The organism is Saccharopolyspora sp. NPDC000995 (assembly GCF_053599315.1).
In genome coordinates, this window is sequence record NZ_JBSFLZ010000173.1 from 1 (window position 1) to 12,373 (window position 12,373).

The 12,373-nt window shown below is 66.5% G+C and carries 12 protein-coding genes and 1 pseudogene; 3 read left to right on the forward strand and 10 right to left on the reverse strand.

Annotation, left to right across the window (positions count from 1 at the left end):
* Positions 1-91: 91 nt before the first annotated feature.
* The 7 genes from ACWDKQ_RS32925 to aepX form a co-directional block, all read right to left on the reverse strand.
* Positions 92-1,372 carry an ATP-grasp domain-containing protein gene (locus ACWDKQ_RS32925; RefSeq protein WP_450142668.1) on the reverse strand — a complete coding sequence of 427 codons (1,281 nt, stop codon included), beginning with the start codon at positions 1,370-1,372 and terminating at the stop codon, positions 92-94.
* Between the two features lie 84 nt (positions 1,373-1,456).
* Positions 1,457-2,290 carry a phytanoyl-CoA dioxygenase family protein gene (locus tag ACWDKQ_RS32930; RefSeq protein ID WP_450142669.1) on the reverse strand — a complete coding sequence of 278 codons (834 nt, stop codon included), beginning with the start codon at positions 2,288-2,290 and terminating at the stop codon, positions 1,457-1,459.
* 12 nt (positions 2,291-2,302) lie between these two features.
* Positions 2,303-3,421, reverse strand: coding sequence for a thioesterase domain-containing protein (locus ACWDKQ_RS32935; protein ID WP_450142670.1), 1,119 nt, complete (start codon positions 3,419-3,421; stop codon positions 2,303-2,305).
* A gap of 9 nt (positions 3,422-3,430) precedes the next feature.
* The gene (locus ACWDKQ_RS32940) at positions 3,431-5,134 is read right to left on the reverse strand and encodes a thiamine pyrophosphate-binding protein (RefSeq protein ID WP_450142671.1); all 1,704 of its coding nucleotides are present in this window, start codon (positions 5,132-5,134) and stop codon (positions 3,431-3,433) included.
* A gap of 1 nt (position 5,135) precedes the next feature.
* A complete protein-coding gene (locus ACWDKQ_RS32945) occupies positions 5,136-6,092 on the reverse strand; it encodes a transketolase family protein (protein ID WP_450142672.1) in 957 nt (318 codons plus the stop codon).
* Positions 6,089-6,940, reverse strand: coding sequence for a transketolase (locus ACWDKQ_RS32950; protein ID WP_450142673.1), 852 nt, complete (start codon positions 6,938-6,940; stop codon positions 6,089-6,091). The genes ACWDKQ_RS32945 and ACWDKQ_RS32950 overlap by 4 nt, the downstream gene beginning before the upstream one ends.
* Before the next feature lie 105 nt (positions 6,941-7,045).
* Positions 7,046-7,906, reverse strand: coding sequence for a phosphoenolpyruvate mutase (aepX, locus tag ACWDKQ_RS32955; protein ID WP_450142674.1), 861 nt, complete (start codon positions 7,904-7,906; stop codon positions 7,046-7,048).
* A gap of 375 nt (positions 7,907-8,281) precedes the next feature.
* On the opposite strand from aepX, the gene ACWDKQ_RS32960 reads away from it, so the two are divergent.
* Entirely contained in the window at positions 8,282-9,883 is a 1,602-nt protein-coding gene (locus ACWDKQ_RS32960) for an amino acid adenylation domain-containing protein (protein ID WP_450142675.1), read from the forward strand.
* A gap of 123 nt (positions 9,884-10,006) precedes the next feature.
* Here ACWDKQ_RS32960 and ACWDKQ_RS32965 read toward each other — a convergent pair whose 3' ends face one another.
* Positions 10,007-10,255: a 2Fe-2S iron-sulfur cluster-binding protein gene (locus ACWDKQ_RS32965; protein WP_450142676.1), complete on the reverse strand. Its 249-nt coding sequence runs from the start codon at positions 10,253-10,255 to the stop codon at positions 10,007-10,009.
* Between ACWDKQ_RS32965 and ACWDKQ_RS32970 the strand changes: the two genes are divergently transcribed.
* Entirely contained in the window at positions 10,209-10,469 is a 261-nt protein-coding gene (locus ACWDKQ_RS32970) for a transposase (RefSeq protein WP_450142679.1), read from the forward strand. The genes ACWDKQ_RS32965 and ACWDKQ_RS32970 overlap by 47 nt on opposite strands.
* Here ACWDKQ_RS32970 and ACWDKQ_RS32975 read toward each other — a convergent pair.
* Positions 10,456-11,457, reverse strand: coding sequence for a Gfo/Idh/MocA family protein (locus tag ACWDKQ_RS32975; RefSeq protein ID WP_450142677.1), 1,002 nt, complete (start codon positions 11,455-11,457; stop codon positions 10,456-10,458). The genes ACWDKQ_RS32970 and ACWDKQ_RS32975 overlap by 14 nt on opposite strands.
* Before the next feature lie 151 nt (positions 11,458-11,608).
* Between ACWDKQ_RS32975 and ACWDKQ_RS32980 the strand changes: the two are divergent.
* Positions 11,609-11,806 (forward strand): annotated as a pseudogene (locus ACWDKQ_RS32980) (serine aminopeptidase domain-containing protein); the annotation flags it as partial.
* 1 nt (position 11,807) lies between these two features.
* Here ACWDKQ_RS32980 and ACWDKQ_RS32985 read toward each other — a convergent pair.
* A partial coding sequence (locus ACWDKQ_RS32985) for a glycosyltransferase (protein ID WP_450142678.1) occupies positions 11,808-12,373 on the reverse strand: 566 nt, incomplete at its 5' end.

The window sequence follows — 12,373 nt, forward strand, 5'->3', positions numbered from 1 at the left end:
CCCACCACTCATCGGCATATCCCACGCTCACGCCAAAGTGATCATTTCGGCTACCACCGCCCCCACAGTGACCGACTCGCTTATTTGAGGCCTAGAGCGCCGCGAGTTCCCGGCCGCGGAACCGGCCTTGCCGTCCGTCGATGGTGCAAACGAAGGTCAGCGATTCGCCGACGGCGTCGATGATTCCGAGCATGTCCCGGTGATCGGCGGCGTCACCTGTGATCACGTCCAGCTCGTAGGTGTCGACCGCGCTGCCGTCCAGGACGGCTCCCGGCCGCACCAACGGCCGGTACCCGGTCAGGCCGGGAATCCGGCGGACCTGGTCCACGCCGTCGACTCCCTCGAAGCGGCACGGGCGCAGCGGCGGGAGGTTGTTGCACTTGAAGTACACCCGGTCCGGGGCGACCGGATCGACGCGCGCGCGTTCGCCCAGCGCCACCCTGCCGGCCAACTCGACCAGGTTCAGACCGGCTGCCCGCGTGCTCAGGTCGTTGATCCAGCCGCCGAGCCGTCCATTCACCTCGATGACCCGCGGACCCTCGGCGCAGAGCTTGACCTCTGTGTGCACGAGGCCGGTGCGCATGCCCAACGCCCGCACAGCGTCCGCAGCCAGGCGCAGGACCGGCTCGCCGTCCCGTCCCGACAAGGTCGAGGGCCAGAACTGTCCGACCTCGCGGAAGGGCCGGGACAGTGGAAGCTTTCCTGTGATGGCGATGTGCGAGACCACTCCGTCGCACACCAGGCTCTCGACCGAGACGTAGTCCCCGAAAGGAGCGCAGTCCCGGCCGGTCAGCAGTTCCTCGACGACGAGCCGGGTCTCCCCCGCTCCGCCGGTCCGGACCGGCGCCAGCAGGCGGGCCACGAGCTCCTCGCCCGCGCGCTCGTCCGCCACGACGTGGACGTTGCGACTTCCCGCCCCGCAACTCGGCTTCACCACCACCGGGAACACGAGGCCGGCAGGCAACCGCCACCATTCATCCACTGAGGACACCACTGCGCATTCCACCGAGTCCACACCGGCGTCTCGCAACGTGCTCCGTTGGAGGAACTTGTCCGTCAGACGTCGGACCGATTCCTCGCTGTTGACGGCAAGCCCCAGCCCGGTTCCCAGCGCGCTGGTGATCGGCAGCGCTCGCTCGCTGAACGTCAGGATCGCCTCCGGCGATGCGCCGGCGACCTGCCGCACGGCTTCTTCCCGGTCGGAGGACAGCCGGATCACTTGCCCCATCTCCCGGAGCAGGGGGATCAGGTCGCGGTTGTGGTCATTGTCCGGGCACAGGAACACGACCTCCCCTAGACCCCGCAACCCGCTGCTGATCTCGGCCGGGGACACCGCACCCCGGTCGTAGACGACGGCCAGCCTCGTGCTCACCTGCATCCCACCACTCATCCTGGAGTCGACCGCCGGACGGGCGGCGCCTCCCGTGCCCAAACAGGAAGCGCCGCACGTTGCCACTCACCATTGGAAGCCGTAAGCCAGCTCCCTCAGATCAGGCAACTCCGACTCGCGGAAGGACTCCGTGAGCGGCCGTTCCTGCGGCGGGTCACCCGCGTTGTCGGTCCGCAGCCACGCGGGATCGCACCCGATGATGAGCAGGCGTCGCGATCCGCACGTCTCGCTGGTCGGTAGGGTCCGGTGCCACAGGTTCGCGTGGATGAGCACCATGTCCCCCGCTTTCGGCGCCACGACGACCTGACCGGGCAGGTCACGAGTCGTGGGGAAGGGCAGGTCTACGGTGTGGTCCCGGTGCGAACCCGGCAGGTAAACCAGCGGCCCCTCGTCCGGGCCGACCTCGTCCAGGTAGATCAGGCAGTGCACGCCGTGCGGGTAGCAGAAGAACGGCGGCAACGGGTCCGGCACGACCCTCCGGTGGATGTGCCACGGCACCAGGTGGTTCGGTCTCCCGCGGTAGGCGATCCGCGCATCGACCTCGAAGGCGATCTGCGGCCCCAGCACGGCGCGCGCGATCGAGACCATCGGGCTGTAAAGCATCAGGTCGCGGAAGGCCGGGTCCTTCTCCTGGAGCATCCGCAGGAACAGGCCGTTTCCCTCGCGGTGCTCCGCTACTCCCGCCCCGAGCTCGGCCTCCTCGACCCTGGTGATCGCCTCGCGGAGCTTGGCGACGTGATCTGCGTCGAGCTGACCGGGGCGGATCAGGCACCCGTCCTCCGTCAGCTGCCGGATCTCCTCCTCGGAGGCTTCGACCTGCACCGGCCGGTGGTTCTGCTCGACGCTTTTCTTGTTGTTGTTGATGCGGTAGTCGATCCGGTAATGCTGTTCACTTATCATCGGGGACGCCCCTCATTTCAGGAATCCGTTCGGTCGCGGTCGTTCGGGAGTCAGGGCGGCGCACATGATCTCCGCCACCTCGGGGTGCTGCACCACCGAAAGCGTTCCCTCCACGTCGTAGTGGTGCACCGTCGCGGCGGGCAGGAACGGCAACCAGTTCTTCTCGACCCCGTCGAGCATCGCAGCCGACTCCAGCAGGAGCACCGGCCCGTCGTAGCTCCGGGGGCGGTAGTGGTCCTGCGCGAAGACCCCGCAGGCCCAGATCATCTGCAGCCGGTAGAAGTCGTTCTCGGAGATGCCCTCGTCGTACCAGGCCATGGGCAGCATCTCCTGCAACACGCGTGTGACGTCCTCCTCGCCTTCCAGCCCGAACTGGGCGCGCAGCGCGCCCAGCCGGAAGCCGTAGAGCTCGTCCAGCCCCCAGCCCCGGTCCGCGATGGGTTCGAGGTCCGGGAGGTTGACCAGCGCGAGCAGCCCGATGTCCTCGCCCCGCTCGCGGAGGCGCCGGGCCATCTCCAGGGCGACCAGGCCGCCCTGGCAAAGCCCCGCGAGGAAGTAGGGGCCTTCGGGCTGGTGTTCGCGCAATTCCGCTAGATAACGCTCCGCCATCTCACCGATCGAGGTGAGCCCGCAGACGTGACCGCGGTAGCCAGCCGCCTCGAACCCGTACACGGGGCGGTCAGCCCGCCAGGAGTCGATGACCTGCGACACGAACCGCACGTTGCCGTTTCCCCAGTGGACCACGAACAGCGGTGCGCCCTCGCCTTCCGCTCTGATGGGCACCAGGCATCTCGGGGCCGAGTCGCTCCACGCGTTCATCGCCTCGTTCCACAGGTTCTCAGCACCGCGCCGCTCGTCGTGCAGGCGGTGGTGGTCCTGGTCCGGTGCGAGGATCCCGGCGATCGCCTGCGGGGTCTGGTGGTCGAACACGTGGGACGCCTTCAATCCGACACCGCGCTCGCGTGCGGCTCGCACCAGGTCCACCACCAGGAGCGAGTAACCACCGATGTCGAAGAAGCTGTCCTGCGGTCTCGCCTCCGTGTCGAGCATTTCACCCCACAACCCGCAGAGGACCTGCTCGATCGCGGGCCTGGACCAGAACAGTGCTGCCCTCTTCTTTTCTGACGGCACAACGGACTCCTAACAGCGGGTGGGGATCGTGACTCCGTCGTGGGCACGGATGTCGTGGGCTGCGGCGGGCCGCATCAGCTTCTGTCTGCTGTCGCAGATCACCTCGATCAGGGCCGGCCCCGGTGGTCCGAGGAGCGCGGCGAGGTCGTCGTCGAGCGCGTCGACGGCGCTCAGCCGGTGGTACGGAATCCGGAACGCCGCCGCGACGGCCCGGAAGTCCAGCGGTGCGGGTTCGTCGAGCACCCGGCCGGTGCAGAGCGCGTCCTGCGACTCCCTGATGGACGAGTAACCGCCGTTGTTCAATACGAACACCTTGATGTCGCGCTCGTAGTCACTGATCGTCGCGAGTTCCTGGATGTTGAGCTCAATCGCGCCGTCTCCGACGATGGTGATCACCCGCCCTCCGGCCGCGGCGAAGGACGCGCCCACCGCCATCGGCACGGCGGCGCCCATGTTGAGCAACGCCGCGGAGGTGACCTCGCGCTGGTCATCGTTGAACTCCAGCGTCTGGCCAGTGACGTAGTAGGCGCTTCCGGTATCGACCACGAACACCGCATCGCGGGCCGCCTGCGCTTCCAACCGGTTCACGAAGTAGTACGAGTTGATCGGCTCCGTGGCGAGCGTCGCGGCGGACGAGCTCTTCTCCTTTAGCTCGCGGCAGTGGTTCCGCCACGGCGGCCACTCCAGGCCGGTCCGGTCGTGCTTGATCTGGCGGTTCATCTCGGTCAGGAGGCCGAGCAGGTCCATGCGCAGCCGGACGTCCACCGCGACGTTCGCCCGGTCGAACTGGCCCGGGTCGAGATCGACCATCACCACGCGGGCCTGCGGCGAGAAGGCATCCCGGTGTTCACCGACCAGACCGGTGGACAGGCTCGCACCGAGGCTGACCACCAGGTCGGCCTCCCGCATCACCCGCTCGACGTGCGGCCGACCTCGGATCCCGCCCTGCCCCATCACCGCTTCCGAGCGGTACGGAAGCAGGTCGTACCCGAGCCGGGTGAACACGGTCGGGACGCCCAGGTGCTCGACCAGCGCCGCCAACTCCCCCTGGGCACGGGCCTGCCGGACACCTTGGCCCACGACGAACATGGGCCGCGACGCCCCGCGCAGCTCGTCGAGGACGACGGTGGCGGTCTCCGCGGGCCCGATGGACCACGGCTCCGGGGCGGGCGCCTCGAATCCGGCGAGACCAGCGGGATCGACCTCCGCGGCCTGCACGTCCAGCGGCACGTCCAACCAGACCGGGCCGGGCCTTCCGGTGAGCGCCTCGTGGAAGGCGCGGTCCAGATGTGCCCTGATCTGGACGGGGTCGTCGACGACCGCCGCGTACTTGGTCACCGGACGCACGCAGTCGACGACGTTGTAGCCCTGGATCCCGAACGAACGCGCTGCCCGATCGATGTGGCGGCTCTCCACCTGTCCGGCGAGAACCAGCACCGGGACGGCGTCCACCCACGCGTCGATCAACCCGGCCATCGCGTTGGCCGCTCCTGGACCGCTGGTCACCACGGCGACGCCGATGTCACCGGTCAGCTTCGACGCACCGGTCCCCATCAGGGTCGCCGCGGCCTCGTGGCGCGCGCACACGCAGGTGAGCGCGTCCGCCTTCGCGATCGCCTCATCGAGGAAGATCGAACCGGTACCCGATAGCATGAAGACGGTCCGGACGTTCCGTTCGCGGATGTACTCGACGATGTAGTCAGCTACCCGCACGTCAGGCGCGCCTCTGCTCGTGGCCGTCGAGCCAGTCCCGGACGTCACGGGCGAGCAGTGGTCCCGTGAGCCGGAAGTGCTCGTGGAGGAACGCGGCGGGCCCGATCGGCGCGAAGGTGTTGGTGATGCCGAGCTGGAGCACGGGCACCGGCACCGTCCGGACGACGGTCTCGCTGACCGCTCCTCCCAGGCCGCCGTTGAGTACGTGGTCTTCGGCTACCACCAGCCGGCCCGTCTCACGCGCCGCGCGCATGATGGCGGCCTCGTCGATCGGTGACACCGAATGCAGGTGCAGCACTCCGGCCCGAACGCCCTCGCTTTCCAGCAGTGCGGCGGCTTCGACCAGTCTCGTAGTGGTCAGGCCAGTGCCGATGAGCGTGACGTCGCCGCCTTCACGCAGCTGCGTCGAGGTCCCGAACGAGATCTCGTGCCTGGCGTCGAAAAGCTCCGGCACCGGGGTCTTGCTGATGATCCGGAGGTAGACCGGACCTTCGTGGCGCCAGGCCAGGCGAGCGGCCGCCGCAGTCTCGGCCGGCGTCGCCGGGCAGAGCACCGGGAGGTCCGGGATCGACCGCATCCACGCGATGTCCTCGGTCGCGTGATGTGTTCCTCCCAGCGCCCCGTAGGCAAGACCGCTGACGAAGCCGCAGAACTTCACGTTGGCGCCGGTGTAGGCGGCGTTCTTGATCTGTTCGGTGGCCCGGGCCAGGAAGCACGCCGCGGAGTGCACGAATGGGACCTTGCCCGCGTTGGCCAGACCCGCCGCCACACCGGCCATGTTCTGCTCGGCGATTCCGACATCGACGAACCGCGCGGGGAATTCGCGTTGGAAGTCGTTCGCCAGGTGGGTGTCGGCCGAGTCGTTGTTCACGATGCAGACGCGGTCGTCCTCGTCGGCGAGCCGCAGCAGTTCCCCGGCGAAGGCCGACACGCAGTCCAGCAGTTGCGCGGATGTCATCGCACGTTCCCCCCGTCCAGTTCCGCCAGCGCCCGCTCGTACATTTCGCGGGTCAGCCGCTTGCTGTGCCAACTGAGATCGGATTCCATGAAGGAAACCCCCTTCCCCTTCACGGTCGTCGCGATCAGGCACGATGGCCGCCTCTCCGCGAGTGGGAGCGACCGCAGCACCGAGAGCATGTCCGGGACGTCGTGCCCGTCGATGTGCCGAACCGTCCAGCCGAAGGAGCGGAGCTTGTCGTCGAGCGGTTCCAGCGCGTTGATGTCCTCCGTGCTCGCGCCCTTCTGCGCGAGATTCCGGTCGACGATCAGCGTGAGGTTGCTCAGGCCGTGCGTGCCGGCGAGCATCAGCGCCTCCCAGTTGCTCCCCTCCTGGAGCTCGCCGTCGCCGCACAGCACCACGATCCGCCGAGCTGAGCTGTCCATCCGCCCGGCCAGCGCGGCACCGGTGGCCAGCGGCAGGCCGTGCCCCAGCGAGCCGGTGCTGAACTCCACGCCTGGGACGCGGGTGGACACCACAGTGCTCAACCGAGAGTTCGCCCGCCCGAAGGTCTCCAGTTCGTCCTCGGGGATGAAGCCCTTCAAAGACAGGACGCTGTACATCGCGGTGGACGCGTGGGCCTTGCTGAGCACGAACCGGTCGCGGTCGGGGTCGGCCGCATCCTGAGCACCCACGCGCAGCACACCGAAGTAGAGAGTGCAAAGGATGTCCATCGCCGACATGTCGGCCCCGAGGTGGCCGTCCTGGGCGTGGAATGCCGTCCGCAGGGACAACGCTCGCGCGCGGCGGGCAATCTGCTCGATCTCGACGGCATCGGCCGTCGTCGACAGGTCACTGTTGCTGGTCAAGGCTGATCCTCTCCTGTGTGCGGGTGCTGGTCGCGATTCGGCTCCGGCGCACCTCGAACGCGCACCGCCGAACCGATCCGCCCCAGCGGGAGCGCTCTCCCCGGCCTAGTCATCGGCGCTCGTGCCCCGCAGCAGCAACCTGCGCTCGGTCTCCTCGATCTCGGCGTAGTCCATGAACTCGAATATCTCCTTCAGAGAAGCGATCTTCGCCTCCGCGCTCAGCACGCTCTCGCTGGCTTTGATGGACCGGCAGACCTCCCGCATCGCGCTCACTGCGGCGCGCATGCTGTGGTTCGCCCAGATCACCGCGGAGATCCCGAGATCTCTGAAGGTATCGGCGGACGTGCTCGCGTACGTCGTCGGTGCGATGACCAGCGGGGCCCGGTCGGCCCACTCCGCGGCGAACTGCTCGATCTCGTCGGCCACCTGCTTCCGGGAGTGCACGAAGATGGCGGTGGCGCCCGCTTTCCGGTAGGCCTCGGCACGTTCGAGCGCCTCGTCCACACCGCGTCCAGCGATCAGCGCCTCGGTGCGCGCGATGATGCAGAAGTCCTCGTCGTTACGCGCCTCGCTGCAGGCAGCGATCTTCGCGGCGAACTCGTCGATGTCGGTTAGCCGGTGGGAGTCACCGACGAACGAGTTCATCTTCGGGAAAACCTTGTCCTCGAAGCACACCCCTGCGGCGCCCTGCCGCTCGGCGCTGGCGAGGAAGCGCCGAGCCGTGTTGAAGTTGCCGTACCCCGTGTCCCCGTCGACGACGATGGGGACCGAGGTCCCGGCGACCATGTACTCGACCACCGAGAGCAACTGCGACCACGACGCCTCTTCGCTGTCGCGAAGGCCGAGCGATGTCGAGATCGAGAAACCGGAGGCCCACAACGCGTCAAAGCCCTCGCTTTCCGCAATGCGCGCCGAAAGGCCGTCATGGGCCTCCATCAGGAAGACCATTTCGGGTGAATCCAGCATTCGACGCATCTGCGCGGCCTTGCCGACCGGGCCGCCAGGTTGACGAGATGTATTCCTCATACGCTCACTTCCACATCGACACGCAGCGAGAAGAAACCCTCACACGCTCAGCCATCCCCCAGGGATGTGCAGGCCGAACATTTCCCCGTCCTTAGACGCGGCACGCAGACCCCGCAGCAGCGTGCGATTGCTCATTGGAGCCCGTCCGCCACTCAGATCCGGCAGGCGGGCCCAGCAACCGAGAACGTACCCGGAGATCGACTGGAACGCTGGCGCCGTGTCTGAAACTTTCCAAACCGGAAAAAGCCGCTATACCAGCGTTCCGCGCGCTGCTAGCGTCACCCGAACACCGGAAACCGGACTGGGGAGAACGTCGTGCCAGCGGCAAGCACTGATAGTCGGGCGAGCGCACATCTCCGTGGAATCACGTCGTTACCCGATCTGTTCACACGGGTCGCGCGCAAACAGAAAGACGCCGTCGCGATAAAGGATGGCGGGAAAGCGCACACCTACGGCTCACTGGAATCTGCGGCGAACGCGCTCGCACATCACCTTGTCGCCAGCGGTGTCAAGCCAGGTGATCTGGTCGGCGTTCTGGTCGATGGCACCCTGAACGTTCCCGTGGCACTGCTGGCCATTCTCAAAGCAGGCGCCGCATATGTCCCGTTCGACCCGTCCTATCCCGCGGATCGGCTGAATTACATGGTCGCCGACGCCCGGGTCGGAATCATCGTCGGAAATCCCGGCACAGCAGCCGACATCGGCCTCAGCGATGTACGGACCATCGACGCCGCGCAGGTGGCGATCACCGAAGGGGCCGCTCCCGAGGTCGAACTGCACGAACATTCGCCTGCCTACGTGATCTACACGTCCGGCTCGACCGGGAGACCGAAAGGCTGCGTGGTCTCCCACGGGAATGTGCTCTCACTGCTGCGCGGCACACTTCCCCTCTTCGAACTTTCCGCCGACGACCGGTGGACCGTGTTCCACTCCTTCAGCTTCGACTTCTCCGTCTGGGAGCTCTGGGGGGCTCTGTCCACGGGCGCCACCGCAGTACTCGTCCCCGCGCGCACCGCCGCGGCGCACGACGACTTCCTGCGCCTGCTGAGGCAGGAGAAGATCACCGTGCTGAACCAGGTGCCCTCCTGCTTCCGCTCGATGGCCTTGTCGCACGCGGACGCGGGATGGCCGGCGCTCAGCGTGCGTTACCTGACCTTCGGCGGGGAGAACGTCGACCTGGACGTGGTGCGCGAGTTCGTGGACGGTCAGACCGGCCCCAAACCCGTGGTGGTCAACATGTACGGCGTCACTGAGGCGACCGTCTTCGCCACCGCCAAGTTCATCCACGACGAAGACCTCGATGGCCGGGTGGCATCTCCCATCGGCGTCGCACTCCCGCACCTGGAAGTGCACGTGTGCGACTCGCAGCTGCGCCCGGTGCCGAAGGGCGTCGCAGGCGAGATCTGCATCACCGGGGGCGGGGTCGCACTGGGCTATCTCAACAAGCCTTCGCTCACGGCTGAGAAGTTCGTCCACGTCGGACCGAAAGCGGAGCGCTGCTACCGCACCGGCGACCTCGCCAAGATTCTTCCCAACGGGGAGCTCGAATACCTCGGACGCGCCGATCAGCAGGTCAAGCTCCGCGGCTATCGCATCGAACTGCGTGAGATCGAGGAGACGATCAGGCGACACCGCTCGGTGCGCGACGCCGCCGTGACCGTGGTAACGACGCGCAATGGCGCGGAACTGATCGCCGCGTACGTCGTGCCGACCGACAGCGCCGACGGTGTCGACCCCGACCTCCGCAGGCATCTCCGCGATCAACTGCCCCGGCAGATGGTTCCCGCGCGCTTCCACCTGCTGGATGGACTCCCACTCTCCCCGTCCGGAAAACTCGACCGGCAGGCGCTCGCCGATCTCGCCCAGGACCACCGCCCGGCCAAGGCTGGACCGAAACCGCCGGACGCCGCCCGCTAACCCACACCACCCGCATTGACGTCACCAACTGCCAGATCCTTACGCAGCAAGACAAACACTGCAATGGTCGCGTCAACGCCTGGCGGGCGAGTAACCCGTACCAAACGTCCACAGCGGACACTGTCAGACAAACCCGGGATCAGCTTCGAGCGCTCCGGCTGCAGTCACGAGGAAGCCTGATGTGCAGAACCCACACTGCAGCCCGTGTTCGGCCGAGAACACCCGTTGGAGGGGATGGGCGTCGCCGTCAGGTCCGCAGAGGCCTCCAACGTGCGGGGGTAGTGTGCTTTCCCTCGGTCCTGTGGATGAAGGACTCGATGAACCGGTGATCGTGGCGGAGTTCATCGCGTCCCAGAGAACCACGTACGGCATCCCGCATGCGATCGCCTGCCGGGCTTTGGGGGTCTCGCAGTCCTGGTTCTACAAGTGGATCAACCGCACGTCGACCAAGCGTGAACAGCGGCCTGCGCGGCTGGATGAGCAGATCAGCAGAATCTCGCCGCTCCCCCGACACCGCCGGCACGAGACCTTCCCGTCCAACCCACCACGCCATGCCACCAACATCAGCTTCGCTACAAGTCTTTGATGACAACGTGGCGCATCGTCTCCGCCGATACCTCAGCTGCGGCCGCGACAGCGACCGCGCCCAACCCCGCTTCGCCATCGATGGCGAGACCGCGGCCATCGCTAATCGCGGTGACGAAGTCATCCAGGACGATCTCGTATAGGTCCCTTCGATCCTCGACCTCGATCTCGCGGCGACCTGAACGGTCGCAAAGTTCGATATCGCCAACTGGGTCCTGAGTCATCACATTCATGGCACGAATGCTGCCGTCGGTACCGTGCACTTCGAGTGAAGTCTGCGAGTACGCGACGTTGAACGCGTCGTAGGTCTGGGCGAGCACATTGTCGGCGTAACGCAACGAAGTCATCGCTGCATCGCACCCCGGCGATTCGGCCTGAATGGCCTTCTGACACACCACGCTTTCGGCCTGCCCCAGCAATGAGTTCAGGACCGAAGCATCGTGACAAGTGATGTCCCAAACGACACCCGAGCCCGGGTCATTGGACACCCTCCAACCACGCAAGCGCTCCGGCAGCATCGCAACATGACTGACACGTGCGCCCAGTGGCCTGCCGACAGCCCCGGCGGTAACGAGTTCCCGGATCTTGCGATGAATCCCGGCACCCGGTAGGTGTTGATTGACCGCAAGAAGAACGCCAGCTTGCTCGCAGGCCGTGATCATTTCGCGCGCTTCAGGAACACGCAGCGCCATCGGCTTTTCGCACAAAACGTGCTTGCCTGCCGCAGCAGCCCGAATAGTATGTTCAAAGTGCTTCACGTTACGACTGCTGATATACACGGCCTCAACATCTTCGCGACACAACAGCGCGTCAAGCTCAGCAGTGGCGAACTCAATGTCGTGCTTCCTGGCGTAATCCTGCACGTGATCAGCAGAGCCACTCGCAACACCCACCACCTGGTGCCCCACAGACCGCAGCGCAGGAATCATGCGCGTGGCTGCAATGTCACTCGCCCCGATCAAACCCCACTTCATGCGACGATAGCTCATCGGTCCTCCGTCCGTAGCACACAACCTCAGCCCATTCTGGGCATACACACTGGCAGTTCAGCTGCCACCAGAGCCCTTTTCCACCCCTGTTGACCAAGCGGCTTGTCCGATTCGCCGATTCCTGCACCTGGGAGCTGCACCTGAACGGCAACTGGCCGAAAACGCCGCGAGGGTGCTGGAAAAAGCTCACGCATCGAACCCCGACCTGCCGGTGGTGGTCGTCGGCCATTCCCTCGGTGCTATAACCGCTGTGCTGCTCGCCACGCGCGTCGGCGATCGCATCAACGGTCTGGTAACCGGAGCGTCCATCTCCGGATCACCCTCCGCCAATGCTGTCCCACCGGACCCGATCATGACGCCAGCTCGGTGCGGATCTCGTCGAGCTCGACCGCGCTCTCCGGGCCCGTCACGTGGTGGTAGATCGCCTCGAACCGGCCCAGGATCTCGTCGATGTCGTGCCGGGACACCAGCCGCTCGCTGGCGGCGCCCATCCGGTCGATCGTCACGCGATCGCTGATCACGTCGTCGATCGCGCTGGCCAGGGCGGGCACGTCACGCGGCGGGAAAAGCCAGCCGTTCTGGCCCGGCTGCACCAGGTGCGGCAGCGCCATGGCGTTGGCCAGCACCACCGGGGTGCCCGCCGACATGGCTTCCATCGTGGCCAGGCTCTGCAAATCGGCAGTGCTGGGCATGCAGAACAGGTCCGCGCGGGCGTAGGCGTCCAACAGCTCCTCTTCGCTGAGGAACCCGTGGAAGATCACCCGGTCAGCGATGCCGAGTTCCACCGCGAGCTGCTCATGGGCCACTCTCTTTCTGCCGTCGCCGACGATCTCAAGCCGCGTCGGCGTCTTGGTGCGCAGCAGCGCCATGGCCCGCAACAGGTCGTCTATGTGCTTCTCCTCGTCGAGCCGTCCGA